At 46.9% G+C, this 17,523-nt stretch carries 13 protein-coding genes; 4 read left to right on the forward strand and 9 right to left on the reverse strand.

Annotated elements, in window-relative coordinates; translation table 11 throughout:
• Both QHH26_10065 and QHH26_10070 read right to left on the reverse strand, forming a co-directional pair.
• Positions 1-1,995 (reverse strand): hypothetical protein (locus tag QHH26_10065; GenBank protein MDH7482300.1); only part of this gene is annotated, 1,995 nt, incomplete at its 3' end.
• Between the two features lie 267 nt (positions 1,996-2,262).
• A complete protein-coding gene (locus QHH26_10070) occupies positions 2,263-5,445 on the reverse strand; it encodes a S8 family serine peptidase (GenBank protein MDH7482301.1) in 3,183 nt (1,060 codons plus the stop codon).
• Positions 5,446-5,721: 276 nt separating this feature from the next.
• Between QHH26_10070 and QHH26_10075 the strand changes: the two genes are divergently transcribed.
• Positions 5,722-7,716: a transketolase gene (locus tag QHH26_10075; GenBank protein ID MDH7482302.1), complete on the forward strand. Its 1,995-nt coding sequence runs from the start codon at positions 5,722-5,724 to the stop codon at positions 7,714-7,716.
• Between the two features lie 51 nt (positions 7,717-7,767).
• On the opposite strand, the gene QHH26_10080 is transcribed toward QHH26_10075, so the two are convergent.
• The 3 genes from QHH26_10080 to QHH26_10090 are packed head-to-tail and all read right to left on the reverse strand — an operon-like array spanning position 7,768 to position 10,525.
• Positions 7,768-8,655, reverse strand: a complete 888-nt coding sequence (locus QHH26_10080) for a sugar phosphate isomerase/epimerase family protein (protein ID MDH7482303.1) — start codon at positions 8,653-8,655, stop codon at positions 7,768-7,770.
• Positions 8,656-8,657: 2 nt separating this feature from the next.
• Positions 8,658-9,647, reverse strand: a complete 990-nt coding sequence (add, locus tag QHH26_10085) for an adenosine deaminase (protein MDH7482304.1) — start codon at positions 9,645-9,647, stop codon at positions 8,658-8,660.
• On the reverse strand, positions 9,647-10,525 hold the full coding sequence (locus QHH26_10090) for an aminoglycoside 6-adenylyltransferase (GenBank protein MDH7482305.1): 879 nt from the start codon (positions 10,523-10,525) through the stop codon (positions 9,647-9,649). The genes add and QHH26_10090 overlap by 1 nt, the downstream gene beginning before the upstream one ends.
• A 163-nt stretch (positions 10,526-10,688) precedes the next feature.
• Between QHH26_10090 and QHH26_10095 the strand changes: the two genes are divergently transcribed.
• On the forward strand, positions 10,689-11,165 hold the full coding sequence (locus QHH26_10095) for a copper amine oxidase N-terminal domain-containing protein (GenBank protein ID MDH7482306.1): 477 nt from the start codon (positions 10,689-10,691) through the stop codon (positions 11,163-11,165).
• A gap of 39 nt (positions 11,166-11,204) precedes the next feature.
• Here QHH26_10095 and QHH26_10100 read toward each other — a convergent pair whose 3' ends face one another.
• Positions 11,205-12,092: a DNA glycosylase gene (locus QHH26_10100; GenBank protein MDH7482307.1), complete on the reverse strand. Its 888-nt coding sequence runs from the start codon at positions 12,090-12,092 to the stop codon at positions 11,205-11,207.
• A 66-nt stretch (positions 12,093-12,158) separates the two neighbouring features.
• On the reverse strand, positions 12,159-12,806 hold the full coding sequence (locus QHH26_10105; protein ID MDH7482308.1) for a metallophosphoesterase family protein: 648 nt from the start codon (positions 12,804-12,806) through the stop codon (positions 12,159-12,161).
• Between the two features lie 350 nt (positions 12,807-13,156).
• Between QHH26_10105 and QHH26_10110 the strand changes: the two genes are divergently transcribed.
• Both QHH26_10110 and QHH26_10115 read left to right on the forward strand, forming a co-directional pair.
• Positions 13,157-13,972, forward strand: coding sequence for an LCP family protein (locus QHH26_10110; protein ID MDH7482309.1), 816 nt, complete (start codon positions 13,157-13,159; stop codon positions 13,970-13,972).
• 339 nt (positions 13,973-14,311) lie between these two features.
• Positions 14,312-15,067, forward strand: coding sequence for a DUF1559 domain-containing protein (locus tag QHH26_10115; GenBank protein ID MDH7482310.1), 756 nt, complete (start codon positions 14,312-14,314; stop codon positions 15,065-15,067).
• A gap of 94 nt (positions 15,068-15,161) precedes the next feature.
• On the opposite strand, the gene QHH26_10120 is transcribed toward QHH26_10115, so the two are convergent.
• Positions 15,162-16,484: a CHASE2 domain-containing protein gene (locus QHH26_10120; protein MDH7482311.1), complete on the reverse strand. Its 1,323-nt coding sequence runs from the start codon at positions 16,482-16,484 to the stop codon at positions 15,162-15,164.
• Positions 16,485-16,606: 122 nt separating this feature from the next.
• Positions 16,607-17,509 (reverse strand): hypothetical protein, encoded by a 903-nt coding sequence (locus QHH26_10125; GenBank protein MDH7482312.1) that lies wholly within the window; start codon positions 17,507-17,509, stop codon positions 16,607-16,609.
• Between the last annotated feature and the right edge of the window lie 14 nt (positions 17,510-17,523).

Raw genomic sequence — 17,523 nt, forward strand, 5'->3', positions numbered from 1 at the left:
CAAACCTGCACACCAACAATGGGCAAGCTGAAGCATTGAGCCCTTGGGATGCGTCCAGTCGGTGTGGAACCATTGTTCGGTTATCATTCCTTTTCTTGCATTGAAGTCTCCATCCTCGCGTGCAATAAACTGATGGAAGCATGCAAGATGGTCTGCCGCCCTGCTAAGATAGTAGGTATCGCCTGTATATGACCACAGGCGCAGCATCTCGGGATGACATATCAAGCCGTAGTTGTGAATATGGTTGTTTGATGGGGACGCAATATCTCCGCCCATTGTGCGAAAATTATATCTACCTAGAATTGTTTCTTGCGAGAAAACCGTATTGTAGACCCATCGAAAAGTGGCTACCCAATCAGCAGCACGCTTGGCAAGCTCCAGCCATCGGTTATCCCTGGTAGTCTCGTACAAATGGAGATAGGCAATCAATGCGTTGTAGCCATCCTCTGAAGTAGGTGTGAGGTGCACGTCCTCCGGCGCTCCATAAATATATTCGTCTTCCACAAATTTCGAATAATATTCACCGGCCCGTATTCCAGCATCGGCATATGCGTCATTGCCAAAATATCTTGAGCCAGCAAGAAGCGCAGGAATCCACATCAATCCTCCAGCGCCATCCCATTCTTCTACTTCACCCGTCTTTACGTTATAGTAGGAGCCAAAGTTCCCGTCTGCTCGTTGGACCCTGAGAGCGACGTCGAGGTTGCTCCGAACAGCTGACGCCCAATTTTCATGAGCTTCTTTTGCATCCTCAAGCGCTTGGAGGAAAAACCATGTGGCTTCGCTGACCGTACGAGCTTGTATCCAATTAGGATTTGGGTTCCAGCCGGTTCCCCAACCTCGCTCTTGTGTCCATTCAGGCCAAAAGAGACCACACGGAGAAATTCCTTCATTGGCTATCTTGTCGAGCACCGAAAGCCCTGCCTCGGCATACTCTTTTATCCCTTTATCTTGCCCATATCGCCAAAGGACATAGGCATATGGAGCCCCGCTTACCCAGGCAACGTGCATGTGTGGCCTGTCAACTTGGCTTTTGCCTTTCCCAAAGTAGCTATCGAAAGCGCAGGTTTCATAAAGAACGCTTTGTTCGGCATCATAGTGCCAGCGATAAAGGCCATATGCTAGAAGTTCCTCGGCCTCAAGCTTCGTTAGCCAGGGACTGGTTTCATCCTCAGATTCATTGTAAATATCGCGAATCAAGCCATTGTAGGCATGTAGGTCGCGCTCGTCAACGTAGGTGCTAAACCCAAAAGAAACGCGTTCGGCCGGCATTATGGGGATTGTAAGTACTTCAGGCGCATTTCCATCCTCGCGGCACGAGCTATATTTCACAGGCTCTTCGGCATACGGAAAGTTGAGCATCAATGCAATCTCTCCTTGTGTGCCCACGAAGCCAATCCCACTCTGCCCGTGACTGAACATCTCACTCGTTGCCAGACATGTTGTGAAGTTGTCTGTCCAACAGAAAACCGACGGACATGACGAGCGATCCGACCTAAATGCCCAATAGCTAGATATAAAATCCTCGGGGCGATTTTCTTCGTATGAATAGCGGGGATATTTTCGCACGCAATTTTCGGGCCTGTTATGCTTATAGAACATCGCAGGCACCATCCAACGGGGAACGCCGGCATCGCAAACTTCGAAGCGCACTCTTAGACGGCATTCCTGCGCATTGTCGCCAATGTAGGCAACCCGAATTTGCCAGTCGAATCTCGGCGCCTGGTCGCCAGCTGGAACGACACTGCCCGTTAGATGCCAATCAGGGAGGCCTGGAAACTCTCCTTCGAATTCTAGCTGTTCTTGCCCCAAAACCTTAATAATGCGGGCAGGAGCCACGATGTCTTCTGCCCATAAGGTCAAGAAACTCGGCGCAGACATCGCCATCACAAGCTGTCCTGAACGCTCCAGGTACAGCTTTGGAACGAACCATTCACCATCTGGCTCAAATATTAGCGTGGACTTTCCGTTTGTAATGGAAAATGCCCCAGGCATAGGTATCTCAATCCCATAATCGGCTCGCATATTATACGAACAGGGGACAAATGGTGTCAATGTGATGTGGTGCTAAAACAGTTTCTAGGGCTGAAGTTCAAAGCTAAGAGATTCAAACAAGCAGCCAGCTTTTTGCAAACTTGGCGAAGATCCCCTAAGCCGTTAAAGACAGCTTTTTATACCCTCCGCATCCTCCTGCATGTCTAATAAAAATAGAGCGCCAGAGAAACATAAACAAGCAAGAGTTCGACTAAACTTAAAATGCTGCTACTGAATTATTACCAAGTCAGTTGCTCGAATAAGCGGGCAGAGATTCGACCCCGACTGTATGCATGAACTAATACCGGTAACCTTCACATAATTGTTCAATGATGGGAAATTCGCAAAGCCAATAGCAGAAACCCTTATTCCCTCATGTCCAGAGTCACCAGTAACTTGAGAGCCGTCATCCAGCCAAAAATCCGTTCCCTCAACGTAGGTTACGCGGCCGGTTGTACAGATAAGGAGTCCTATATTGTTAAGTCCGCATGCACCGTCAATACCTGCCTGCCCAGCTCCCGTAACTTCGTTGTAATTCCAAGGCTCGCCTCCCACAGCGCGGTTGATAAGCAAGAGGGATTCTATAGGGCAAGAAGCCCCAATTGTAGCGGTTGCCCCATTTATGTGTCTCTCGCTGCCAATTGTCTGCATTGTTCCGCCGACATTTATAAGCTTCCCTGCCGAAATTCCTTCTGGCATTTCAATAGGAGTAACACGAATGCCGGCTGCTTTGCTTTCTTCTTCGATGTAGAAGCAATCGGCAAAAACTGCAGTAACTACCTTGTAATTCAATCCAACAGTGGCGCCATTCGGCAGGAGCTTTGCGCCGCCTATGGTCATTGGGGTATTTTGAACGACCGTTATGCCGTCGGAAACTCCTATTTCGCTCCAGAGGCCGGCGCCATTTTTGGCTTTCACGAGCACGTAATAAACCTGTCCATAAGAAAGAGAAAGGTCATTACGTGTTCCACTTTGCTGAGTGCCGACGCTTACCCAGCCGCCGTTTGGGATTATACCCGACTCAAACTTAGTTGTGCTAATGGCATATTGGTACTCGACAATGCCAGACTCAGAATCCGATGCCACCCAAGTTGCATGGATAGTGGTTGTGCTTGTGGTGAAAGCGCCATCATCGGTTACCACTGGTGTGGTGGGCGGCGTAGTATCTAGAGGCGATAAATTCCACGTTCCGCTACCGCTTACACGCTTGATAACCAGATAACCGATTTCGCTTGCAGAAGGTGTATAGCTAATCGCTTCATCTACGCCGTTTCCTCCGTTGGTACTGTAGGCGTGAATCACAGGGTTTCCTTTACTATCTGGTGTCCCCGAATAGAGATAAAGGTCAAAATCACCTGTAGAAGGAACATCCAGGTTAACCGCAAACTGTACACCTGAAACCAAATTGACCTTTCTGGCCCAAGCTCTTCTATCGTAATACCCTCCAGTAGTTGAACCGGTGATTATTGAGCCGTCATAAACCAATTTCACGGCCTCAACTGCAGCATCAGGATTTATAAGACCGAACCCTTCAAATAGGTCCTTGGGAGCTGTCGCACGCCCAAGCGTTGGGTTCGTGCCAGAATTGACTTCACGATTTGCATTTGACTCTGTGCATGTCGCGCACAAGAGCATCTTCACCAACAAAGGATGAGCATTTGAATTGAAATTCCAAACGAGACCATTTTCCTCAAGCGCTTGAATTACTAACGCCGCCGCCCCCGCAACGAACGGTGATGACATAGAAGTTCCTGCCATGTTGCAGTAGTCATTTGCTTGCACATCGGCAAACGAAGAGATTTCGGCATCTGAATTGTTTGTATCAGCAGAAAGTATGAGCGAATAGTAGTAGGACCCACCTGGTGCCATGACATCGGGTTTATAATCCTCGTCTGCGCCAGGCGAACTAAAACCACTGCTCGTATACTGCGTAAGCTCATTGATGTCATTACTCGCCGCCACGGTTATCGCAAGCGCGGCTCTGCCTGGGTCATCAATCTGATTTGCCGCACCGGTGCCCGGTCCATCATTGCCAGCTGAACAAACAATCACTATTCCATTGTTGACAGCCGTATTAGTTTTTGCCCGCAGAGTAGTATTTAGACCTGGGCTCCCGTAGACCCCCAAGCTCATATTGGCAACTTTGATTTTGTGAGTTACCCTCTTAGAAACAACGTCGTCCAGAGCCTCACCAATATCCGTTGTTGAACCTGTACCATCGTTTTTAAATACTTTCAATCCTGCCCAGCGGCATCCGGGGGCAACACCTCGAAATGTATTGAATCCATCCCCAATTCCAGAATAAGTCACTAAGTTCGCCACCGCATATCTTCCAACGCTCTTGGATACGTTTTGAATTAAGGCAGCAGTATACTGATATTGTGACGAGGAGGTAAATGTGTTAGTCTCGGTAAGCGGCGAACTTCCGCTCGAAGCGCTACTTAACGCAGAATAGCTTCCAGTAGAGCCATTCGCGCGGTATAAACCATATAAACTCGTAGTTTTGTCACCGACCCAAGTCGCTGTGCTTGTGAATGTAGTATACAACCCGCTAGGGATATGTATTGGCGATGGATAGAAATAGCCACTGGTTAATTCAGACATATCGCCGCTGTCGGTATAGTATAGTACTGACGTTGAAGACCCGCCTGCGCCGCCGGTTCCTAGAGCGATTCCAGCAACGTGAGTTCCGTGGGCGCCATGATCAATAGGATTGGGTTCATTATCACTTGTCCAGTCCTTCCAGTACTGCATTCTGCCTGATAGATCGGTATGCGATGCATCTATTCCCGTATCCAGGACAGCAATTGTCGTCCCACTGTTGCCCGAATATCCTGAGGAATTGCCGGCGAATCCTGGAGCCCAAATAGGACGCACCCTGCCCGTCCGGGTCGCCTCATCAAGGTGAAGTTCAACTGGTTGGTCTTCGATTACGGCTACCAAAGAGTCGCCCATTTGAGCCTTAAGCATTTCGACAGCACCGAGCGTCATTGTTCCCGTCCAACCATAACTAACCGCCCGATAGATATGTTCAACTTTGCCGCCCAAAGCGATAAAATTTTCGAGTTGCTTCTGCGTAATTTGGCGATTAAATATCAACTCAACCCGGACGGGTACATCCAGTTGCTTTTTAAGTAATGCTTTGCGAAGGGGGTCAGGCGTGAGAGCAATTGCGTTATGGATTTCGCGAATTCGCTTTTGGATGCTATCCCCTATCTTGTCAAAATCGCTATCTGCTTCCAACGGATGCACAATTATAGGCTTCACGTTAGGTTCAGGAGGCGGAGCAAGGACAACTTCTAATTGTCCGAAGGCTGGTGCATAAAGGATAAAAAGTAAAATTGCCGCGAGTAGCCAGAAAAAAGGTTTAAAGAGCTCGCCCTGAATTGCCTGATTACGGGATTTTCCCATAAAAATTAACCCCCTAGCTACACGCACGGGAAGCAACAAGGGAAGCGTGAGGTGGGTACTTCATTTGTTATTTTTTTAGCATGCTTTAAGCGATATGTCAATACCAGTTTTTATTCTGAAACTTTCAGCAGGAGGGTATTTGACTAAAAGCCAAGAATAACTAAAATAAGGATAGTGTTTCGGCTTTTAGTTACTAAGTGTGTTATAGATAACTGGTAGCCGATATTTCAACTTATTAAAAAAACAATCAAAATCTGGCAACTTTGAGGAGGACAAATGGCTGTTAAGCAATCGGTGATTTCCGAAGAGGAAGTACAGAGGCTAGAAGCAATTGCTAAGGAACTTCGAGCCTACAACCTTATTTCCATATATGCTGCCGGGTCTGGGCATCCGGGCGGAACGTTATCAATAATCGACTTCGTTACCGTTCTTTATTTCCACACTCTAAACCACAAGCCGGAGGATCCATATTGGGAAGGTAGGGACCGAGTATTTTGGTCAACCGGTCACAAAGCGCCAGCGTTGTATGTAGCCCTCGCGCGAGCTGGATACTTCCCAATCGAGGAAGCTATGCGCCTCCGACAGCTTGGAAGCCCATTCCAAGGGCATCCGAATATGCTGGAACTCTGCGGCGTTGAAATCTCAAGCGGTTCGCTTGGGCAGGGGCTGGGTGTTGCAGTTGGTGCGGCCCTCGCCGCGAAACTGAACGGCCAGTCACACCGAATCTATTGCATAATGGGTGATGGCGAACAGCAAGAAGGAAGCATATGGGAAGCCGCCATGTCGGCTAGCCAATTCAAGCTAGATAATCTCTGCGGAATTCTCGACAAAAACAAGCTTCAAATTGATGGCTGGACGAAGGATGTCATGAACATTGAGCCAATTGCCGACAAGTATCGGGCTTTTGGCTGGCACGTTATAGAGATAGATGGTCACGATATTGCTCAAATCGCAACGGCATTTGAGGAAGCAAAAACAATCAAGGGCAAACCAACAATAGTAATTGGCGACACGATTAAGGGCAAGGGCGTTTCATTCATGGAGAATGAAGCGGGCTGGCATGGCATAGCCCCTAAGAAAGAACAATTCGAAAAGGCAATTGAGGAACTAAGATTCCCCGGGCTGACAGATGAAAGAATCAAGGAGTTGCTCGACTACGCCTCAGCCCATGCCAAACGCGCTGCGGAAAATGCAAAATCAAAACTGCCTAAATTCAAGCGCGATTACTGGTGGAACTCCAGCAACGAAATGCAAGTTGAAATGGAACCAACTCGCATGGGCTTTGGCAAAGGACTTGCAAAAATTGGCGATGACCCAAGGATTGTTACAATTCACGCCGATATATCAGCTTCGATTCGTATTACTGCCTTCGAGGAAAATAACCCCGAGCGCAAAAACCGAGTCTTCAGCGTTGGCATTGCCGAACAAAACATGATGGCAGTTGCAGGTGGCCTTGCAAAGGAGGGAAAAATTCCCATTACTGGCACCTACGGGGTATTCGCTGCTGGCCGGGCATGGGACCAGATTCGCACGACTATTTGTTATGCGAATCTCAACGTGAAAATTGCAGGCGCACATGGTGGAATCTCAGTTGGGCCAGACGGTGCAACTCACCAAGCGCTTGAGGAAATCAGCCTTATGGCAATTCTCCCGAACATGAACCTGATTGTGCCAGCCGATTCCATAGAAACCGAACGAGCAACCAAGATTGGAATCCTAGACGTTGTTGGCCCGGTTTATATTCGCTATGCAAGAGAGGCAACGCCGATAATTAGCACTTTCGAAACGCCTTTCGTTTTTGGGAAAGCCAACGTAATTCGCTACCGAGGCGCAAAACCTAATTTCGTTGATGCCTTCGAAACCATTTTAGCATCCGAATATAAGAACGAGAACGAGGATATTGCCATTATTGCATGTGGCCCTATGGTTCCTGAGGCAATGCGTGCGGCATGGATACTCAAGGAAGAGTTTGGCATGGAAACAAGGGTTCTAAATGTTCACACAGTCAAGCCAATAGACAAAGATGCTATCATCCGTGCGGCAAATGAAACCGGCGCTGTTCTCACTGCAGAAGAGCATCAAGTCGGCGGCTTCGGAAACATCGTAGCAGGAATCCTATTGAAAAACACCGAAAAGCCGATAGCATTTGATATGATAGGAGTTCAAGACAAGTTCGGCGAATCAGGACAACCTTGGGAACTCATGCAAGTATTTGGCCTATGTGCAGAACATCTTGCTGATAAGGCGAAGAAGCTTGTTGAATCGAAATAATGTGGGCAGGTTATAACAAAGTTTGCTGCCAAAAAGCCTGCGCTGATGGCTTCAGCCAATGTTTAATCCTGCTGAGGCCATCAGCATTTTATAATTTTCCTCAAGCACTGACGCCGCTTCGCAAAGGCTTGCCGCTTCAAAGCGTGTCTCATACATAAAAGGCCCGGCATAACCAACTTCGTGAAGTGCTTTAATAAAGGTTTTCCAATCAATTATCCCCATGCCTGGCAGCCAGTGTTTTTCTTCTTTGCCGTCATAATCTGAGATATGAAGGGTAATTAAGTTTTTCCCCAATGCATATACCGATGGGATAATTTCATCCACAGGAAAAACATGATTTACATCAAGGCAAACGCCCACGTTGGAACGGTTAATCATTTGCAAGATGCTCAGCAGCTCCGAAGCACTGCTCCCAACAGCTAGATTTGTAAGCATTTCGACTGCTACCTCGATGTTTAAACCTTTGCAAAAATCTGCAATCTCCGCAATGCTCTGGGCGCTGTATTTTATCCGCTCAGGTTTTTGAGCGGCATCTTTTGCCGCAGAACCCCCATGGATAACCAAAGTCTTGCCTCCAAAAAGATTCAACAAATTGGCAGCCCATTTGCATCCCTCAATTCCTCTGCGCCTGACATCATCGTCTAATGACCCCAGGTCCCGCATAGGACCAAATGGAGCATGCATCGAGGAGATTTTGCCATGCTCGGAGAGGCGGTTTATACTAGCCGCAACATCCTCATCACCCAAGACATCGCTGTACCAAAGCTCGAGAGTTTGAATGCTGGAATTATGAACCACCTCAACCAATTCGCGGAAATACGCGCGCACATAGGGGAGATCTTCGGGCGAAGACTGCTCACCACCATCAAGAACAGCTCTAACTTGTCGTGAGGCTAAATCATTGAAGCACCAGGTTGACACTCCGAGCGGCATCTTCATCACTATCGCAAACCTCCAAAGCTTGCTTTGCGAGCATTCTCAATAAGTCGGTCAATATCATTCAAATCCATGCCAAACTTCTCGGTTAAAAGCAAATATTCGTTCGTCAATGTTACCCCACATACAGTGGGGTCATCGGTATTCACAGTAACCTGCATACCTAAATCATAAAGCATTCTAATCGGGTGATTATCGAGAGAATCAACTGCGCGGGTAAGCACATTACTTGTCGGACAAAGCTCAAAACATACTCCTTGGGCTAATGCAATTTCCAAAACATTTGGGTCGCGTACTATTCGAACTCCGTGTCCGATACGAACTGCACCGAGAATTTCAATTGCCTCGCGAATGCTTTCTGGACCCGAGTCTTCACCTGCATGCACTGTAACACCCAGGCCCGCCTCCCGAATTAATTGAAACTCTTTTGCAAAACGCGATGGTGGACATTCAGCCTCCAAACCCGATAAATCGAAACCTACCACTCCCCTATCGGCATATCTTACTGCAAGCTTGGCTACCTCCATTGGTGTTGGCCAGATTAGAGAGTTTCCTGGCGGGCGATTCACACTTACTATCAAGCCAACCGTTATGGGAAACCGTCGAGTAGCCACTTGGACACCCTCAATAATACCGTCCATGACCTCAGACATGGAGAGGGTGTGCGTGATAGCCATACATTCAGGGCTGAATCTAAGCTCAACATAGGTTATATTATCCAGCGAGGCATCCTCGATAACCTCAAATGTTATACGTGCAATTGCCTCTTTATTAACAAAGCAGTGTCTTATAACTTTAACAAATGGATTGAGAAATTCCCTGAGGTTTTTTGCTGGCTTAGAAAACTGGATAAGAGATCGTATTTCATCGGGGTCATAAGTTGGAAGGGGTAGCCTATGTTTTCTGCCAAGTTCGGCTATTGTTGTGGGTCGTATTGAACCCTCCAAATGCCGATGTAGCTCGACTTTTGGTTTAGCGGCAATTTGAGATATCATCAAGTCGGCGGACATGATGATATTATAGCATTTTTAAGGCACTCACGCCGATAAAAATCGGTTATGACATCAACAAGTTTCTCGGGGTATTGCGATCCGGTATCTTCAGCAATGCGTTGTCCATAACGATGGAAAAGATCAATGAGCCGTCCAAGGGTGTCAACCATCTCCTTTTTTTCGGCATCCGAGACAGTAGACGCAAGCTCAGAAACGAGATTATCTTCTAAATCTCTGCGCACGATACCCCATACTACAAAAGACATATCAGTCATTTCATCCGGCCTGGTCCAAAGCCAGAACAGCTGAGCCAAGGTGCCACGAATAGCACTTATCATTCCGGCTGCGTACCAATAATCTTCACGTTTTAAGAACCTAACCGCAGAATAAACACATATCCAGAAGTAAACCATTTTCCACCAGACGTGCTCAGAAAGAGGCGCGCCAAGGTTTTCCTCCTCTTTTGGCTCGTATGAGAAGTGCACAAGACGCTTGCGGTCAAATAAAACCTTCACTGGCGATTTTACGCAAATGTGGGGCATTCTTGAGGCACGGTAGACCTTTACATCTAGAAAATTGCAGTCCTCATAAAACGCGGTAAAGCCGGCTCCGTTGATGTCCTTCGGGCTTTCCCAAGCCACAACGCATTCCCCAATGGAAGTTGCAATCCGTTTGGCGCTTTGGAACGCGTGGTAGAACTTGTCGTCATCAACAGCAACAGCCACATCAATGTCAGAAAATTTATCTGCACTGCCTGCTCCAAAGGAGCCGTGAAGCCAGCACGCAAGGATAAGGTTTTCCTCTGCAAATGCCGCTGCTAGTCGATTTATAAAACCAGCCTGGGGCTCTGGACCTTCTATTATTGGCAAATTCAACGTCATACTAACTAACCAATGGGATGCGTCTTTCTCGCACCCCACACAATTTTATTATTGTTCGCAAGCCAGGCAAAAATTACCTTTAAAAGCATGGACGCAAAAATTTTTGAATAACAAAAAACGACACAGGGGTAAGAAATTGACAGGTTTTAAAGAGGAAACTCCAATGAATAGAAAAAACACCTTGCTCATTATTACAGCGCTTGTTTTGCTAATAAACAATTACCTACTGCCTCAAGCTAAAATTGTGGTTAAAGAGCGCGTGACCATCACCGTTGACAAGGCAGTGGTTCGAACCGACGTTCCACCAATAAGTATAAACGGCCGAACTCTCGTCCCTGTCCGTAGCGTATTTGAAGCATTCAACGCTGAAATAGGCTGGTTTCCACGTGAACGCAGAGTATTTATCCGCAAGGATAAGCAGGTTATCTGGCTGCACATCGGAGATGCCCATGCCAAGGTAGACGGACAAATCCTTACGCTCGATGTTCCAGTAGTTATTTACCGAGGCAGGGCAATGGTGCCGCTCAGGTTTTTAGCTGAAACACTCGGTGCAGTTGTAACGTGGGATTCCAAGACCCAAACAATTACAATCGTGACGCCAGAACGGACTTCTTCGCCCACTGACAAGCAGTCTAATTAACTTTATGCAAAGACACCTTAAATGGCCCGTTTAGAACCATTATTTCTGAGGACGCTCGGATATGAGATCATCATAGTAAAGATATTCCTGTGCCCATCCGGCAAATGCCCCAAATTTCGCTTGAAAATAATCCACAATGTGCTGATAGATGCGCGGAGTTAGAGACTTGCCCCGCAGTTCTAGCATGTAGTACTTCACAGCAACGTTGTAGATATGGGTGTCCACAGGGAAAGCTTGGTCCTTACCCAATGAGAAAAGAAGAACGCAATCCGCAATCTTCAACCCCACACCCCTGATGGCGAGAAGCTCCCGGCGCGCCTCTTCGTAACTTGCTTCTTTAAGAGAATTTAGCCATCCATTCGGCCTGTCTAGAATCTGTCTTGCCACCGAATGGAGATTCGCTGCTCTGAAGCCCAACCCAGCGATTTCGGCAAGCTCATTAGGGTCTGCACGCGCAATAGCTTCAGCTGATGGGAAAGAATAGTAATCAACTCCATCAAGATTAGCAATTCTCTCACCATACCTGCTAGAAATCGCCTCAATTGCACTTACAATGCGAGAGATTGAGTTTGCAGTTGAACATATATAAGAAAAAAGCGTCTCCTCGGGCTCTTGTTGCAGCACTCTAAGACCTTTGAACCGTTCAATAATTTTCTTTAGACGCTCGTCTGCACGGATAAAATCGGCATATAAACGCGCAAGGCATACTTCCAATCGAAAATAACGACAAAGTAAGTCCTCATCGCTGGCATTCGGGAAAATTTCATATTTGACCTCGGTTTCCTCTTGCCAGATTCGCATAATGCGGCCGCGAACAACCCCCGTCCATCTCCCATCAGCATCCATTCTCCAGCGGAAAGCTTGACCAGGGGTAAGAGTATGAAGTAAATTGAGCTCGCTTGGATTTATCAAGAGCGTGTTCGCCATTGTACACCTTTAGTGAATCGCTTATATTACTTTTCTATTCGCACGAATTACGTAAAGTTCAAAGCATCAAATCTTATAATGATAAGCATCAATTGTTTGGTCTTTAAAACTTACAATCCAGTAATCACCTTCTCCGCCATAGCCAACATTAATAATTGTCCGACCATCTTTTAGAACCCGCTTCTGGGGAAGATGGAGATGGCCGCATAAATAGAGGCGGGGTGATATTTGGCGAAAGGCTTCAAGAAAACACCGCTGGCCGCCATGCCCGCCACCTGGCACCTCGTCCGCGAGACCAATTGCACATCCGTGCGTAATCATTACGTCAACGTGTTCATGTTCATGAGCAACATGCTCGGCAATTTGCCTAACATCCTCATCGGTTACGTAGTGTGGCTTGCGATGAGATTTTGCCCAGATTCCACTTATGCCAACAAACCTTAAGCCGCCAAACTCGCGAACTTCGCCTTGTGAAAGCAACACTAGGCTGCCGTCTTGGTTCTTGGCGTTCCGAAGCAGGTCCACATAATCATGATTACCATAAACTGTTAGCACAGGAACACGAGCTACGATGGCTTGAAAAATTCCTTCGTCTACTTGATTGGGATCACCCCAGTCACCGGTAGAAACAAGAAGGTCAACCTTAGATTGCTCCAGGGCCTTAAGAACAACATTGAGATTTCCATGCATATCACCAACTGCAAGAATATCCATACCAATCACCACTACCCTGTAATGGACAAAGAGAAAATTATTTTAGAACGATTGTTTGGTTGACTAGAAATAGACCGCTAGTTATAATATGGAGACTGCTTGTTTTGATCTCGTTTTGTTATATTTTGAGGGTTAACAAACCGCCCTAATTCGGTAAACACAAAAAGTTTTCGACGCGAATGGGCAAAATGCAAACTCAACCTAAAGCCAACCGGATACGAAAATCCCCACGCGGTGTTCGCAAAATAATTAGAGCATTTATCTTTCTTTTCCTTTTCTTAGTTTTTTCAATAACTGGCACCCTTTTTTACTATTATTCCTCCTCTCAAACTGTGCACGACGCCATACAAGTGGCGCTCTCACATAATTATTCACCGGCGGAAGCCTTTCCCGGCAAGGATGAAGTCAACATTCTTTTGCTTGGGCGGGATGTAGACAGAGATAGACATGGACGCATCGTAAACACACGTGGTAGGACGGACGCCATGTTGTTGGTGCATGCTGATTTCCGCAACCACAAGATTAACATACTTTCAATTCCCCGCGATACCCTAGTACACATTCCAGGCCATAGGGGCAAACGAAGAATAAGCTATGCAAACGCGCTCGGCGGCCCAAGCTTAACCTGTCAAACATTAGAGGAGTTTCTTGGCGTCTATCCGGAAAACTATGTGCTGATAGACTTTAATACATTCGAGAAAGCTGTGGATGCAATTGGCGGACTGGAGGTCACAGTTGACAAGCAGCTTGACTACGACGATAACTGGGGCAATCTGCACATACACCTCAAACCCGGCAGACAGGTTCTCAATGGCAACCAAGCCATGGGTTTCGTGCGGTACAGGCAGTCAAAGTCGGGAGATGCCGAGAGCGATTTCGTTAGAATAGGGAGACAGCAAGAGCTTTTGCGAGCTGCCAAAGCAAAATTGTCAAACCCTTGCGTAATGCTAAAACTGCCTCATATCCTAGACATGATACGCAAGGACACCGAGACTAACCTCTCATTTCGGCAGATGATGTGCCTGCTTTCATTTGCAAAATCTCTACCCCAATCCAATATAAGAATGGAGACGCTCCCTGCGCTCAATACAGGGGGAATTTTTGTCAAAGCAGATCCAGAAGCAACAAAAAAACTAATTTATGATATGTTTCAAGCGAACCATTAGCGAATCGCTGTCGTCTAAAACGTGAAATTAGATTGCACTGCCACTTTGCTTCACAAGCATAAAAAGCGCAACCAATATTAGTTGACGCCAAACGCTAAGTGTGCTAATATTTATTAAGCAGTACTGCTATCTGCAGGTAAGCTTTGGTAGTCTCGCAAGTAATATAGGACTCATAAAAATCATACCGTATACTCAGCTCTAGATGGGCAGGTTTAACAAATTGTCAAAGTTCTTGCCCGTGTCAAAATAAATACAACTCAAGAAAGGAGGTGAACCTGGGACAAGTCGCGTAAGTCGGCGCGACGCTTATATTTTTGAATTACTCTGGAGGTGCTTAAAATGCTTTTTGCAAAGCGTAATCGCTCGGGCTTCACACTAATTGAATTGCTCGTTGTCATAGCTATCATTGTTATACTCGCAGCAATTCTATTTCCAGTGTTCGCTCGAGCAAAGGCGGCGGCAGTTAAGAATCAGTGCATCAACAACCTGAAGCAAATTACTGCCGCGATGAATCTCTACACGTCGGACTATGATGACCATTTCCCACTCGTATCGGGATTTGGTCGAGTGTTCGATACAATGTCCATCTTTGAACTCGGAGGCACGGACCTTCGCGATCCCCAAAAGAGGGACTCGGCTTGGTTCCAATATCTCTTGCTGCCATACGTCAAGAATCAAAAGATTTTTGAGTGCCCTGCTGTGAAAATCAACGGTTCTTGGACAATAGGCAGCACAGATTACAAGTTTAGCGACAACTGGGCTTCTATAAACAGCCAAAGCCAAGATCCTCGCACTACCTATATATTCAATGCACGCTGCAAAGACCCAGTTTCAGGCGGATATTACCTAATTAGCGGACAATCTCTGTCGGTGTGCGACAAACCCGGTGATGCTCCACTAATTTGGGATGCGCCATCCGGCTTCAGGGTTGGCAATACAACTGAAGTCCAGCTGGCTCATGCTGACTCCATCAACGTAGCCTACGCTGATGGACACGTCAAGACCTTCCAGGTTTCAAACCCGCAGGATCCAAAGTGGCAAAGCAATCACTTCTGGGTAAACTACGGAAGTGAAGGATGGGTGCCACCTCAATAGTTAAATTAAAAAGACTGGCATAAGGTAGAAACTCAACAGGTGGATCGGTTGGTCCACCTGTTGAGTTTTTATAAACCCAGCTACCCAGGGGACATCATTCGGTTGAACCAGCGGGGTAAAGCAAACCCGCAATAACAGAACCAAACAATATAAGAAGAATAGATGGGATAATAGGAAGAACATGTTTTAGAGTTGCAAGCACAATCATTGCAACCAATATGTAAACAAGTGGGGCAACAATTGCAAAATAGCTTAGCTGAGATTCGGAGAATGACGGTAATAAAAGACCAAGCAATATGCCGAGTATCAGCAAGACTGCAAGTGCCTCGAGCTTCCTTCTCACGAGGAAGCTCTTGTCTAGAATTGTCGTAAGTGCATTTGCCGTAACTTCAACTCGCGGCATCTGTCCATATGGCGTAAGTAAGACGCCAGCATAAAGAGAAGATGAATCGGTGACCCCAACAAGAACTAGCTTACCTGCAAACAACGACCTGTCAAGCTTCCCTGAAAGAAGATCCGAGGCGCTGTAACGAGGAATTGTACCTGCTGGCCCGACGTAGTTTATGAGCATTCTACCCTGCTCATCTATTGGTATCTCGGCAACCAATGATTGATTTGCAATTAAATCAATGCTTCCAGTCAGGTCAACGATTATCTGATCTTTATCTACTCCCAGAATCTTCGCAGAAACAGCAAGCGGCAACCCAGGTAGAGCCACAACTTGGTCAGTTAACTTTGGAAGAGGGGTTGTCTGGGGTAGCGGCTGAGTTGGAATTGGGTACTTTACTGTCGTAAGATATGCAAGCTGAGCTTCGCGAACAACTCCAGACGAAGGCGTACCTACCATTCCACCTATGCCTTCAGCCGCGGTCATCAAATTTGCTACCGGTGGTATGAAAAAGTAATAGCTAAACATTGGAGAATCTACGGGATACTCAATCCGACGTGAAATTGCAAAACGCTCCAAAATGATAAGCGCACGAACGTCGGAAGGCGTCCATTCGGTTTCTCTCAAAGGATCATAAGCCATCGGCAGGAATACATTTTCGGCGCTACGCACCGCTTCCCATAGCGCAGTATCGGCTCCCGGATGGAGACTATCTGGCCGGTCAAAAAGGAAATCATACACGATTCGACTTGCGCCAACCTTTGTAAGTGCCCGAATGATTCTGGCATGTTTTTTGTAGTCCCACGGCAATGGCCCAAGTTCGTCAATAGTCTTTGAATCAATTGCCAACACTACAACGTCCGGCCGAGGTGGTGCTTTAAAGCGCATGCGGAGAATCATGTCATACGCGCTGAGTTCCGCAGACGAATTCCACGACCATACCGCAAGGCCATACATTATCAGCGCCAAGAGAGACAAGAAGAGGAATATTACAATTCTACGTAGAAGACTGCGGCGTTCCAGGTTCATATGACTCCTCCAGGGATTTATCCTCGCAGGCTATTTTCCCCTAGAGGTAATGAACCTAAACAACGACAGAACAGTAGCTTGCTGGCACTAGGATGTTAGTCCACCGATTAAATGCACTAATCTTATACCTCGCCTACTTGAAGGCCTTCAAACTCAAACTTAAATGGAATGACACGGCTGCCCAATTTTTCAACAACGCTGGCAACCTTGTCATACTTTCCGGGCTCAGTAAAGAAAAGCACACACCCGCCGCCGCCTGCACCGCATGCTTTGCCGCCAATCGCACCAACTTTGAATGCTTCGTCAAAAAGCTCTTCGATTTGTTCATTAGTAATGGAAGCATCAAGCTGCTTCTGGTGTTTCCAGTTTTGATTAAGGAGCTCGGCAAACTCATTTAGATCGCCGTTTAACAGTACGGTCTTCATCCTAATTGCAACGTTTCGAAGGTTGTACAAAGCATTCACTGTCTCCGGCACACCCCTGCGGTAAGCTCCCCAAACATTTTCGTGTATGTTCCCCGACAGCCTTGGCTTGCCAGTATAGCAAAGGAGAAGCCTGCTCTCCATTTCGGAAATTACATCAGGGTCAAGCTCCAGCCTCTCAACTTCTACAGTATCGTTGAAGGTCATGAAGTTAATGCCACCAATAGCACTAGCATACTGGTCCTGCTTGCCGCCAAGGATTCCTAATATGCGCTCGAGCTCATAGGCAAGGTTCGCGATCATCTTCTTGTCTTCGATGCTGGTGATTTGGGATTTTATAAGGCTCAGCCACACAACGTTGAGTGAGGCAGACGTACCCAAGCCCGAGCCAGAGGGTAGATCAGACTTATATGTCACCGTTATTCCCTCATGGGCTTCTTTTTCCATGGTGGTTGTGCTTTCGAAAATCTCAAGGCGGCCAGTGACATATTTATCTATAGTGGCGTTGAGTACGGCACCGCCAGCGCCCTTTGCGAATATGTCTACATCGGTCCATCCGCCAGCAAAATCTATGCGTACAGGTGCCTTACTTGTTATTATCATCCTTTGTTACCCCT

It is taken from the genome of Armatimonadota bacterium (assembly GCA_029907255.1).
Lineage (GTDB): Bacteria > Armatimonadota > UBA5829 > DTJY01 > DTJY01 > JAIMAU01.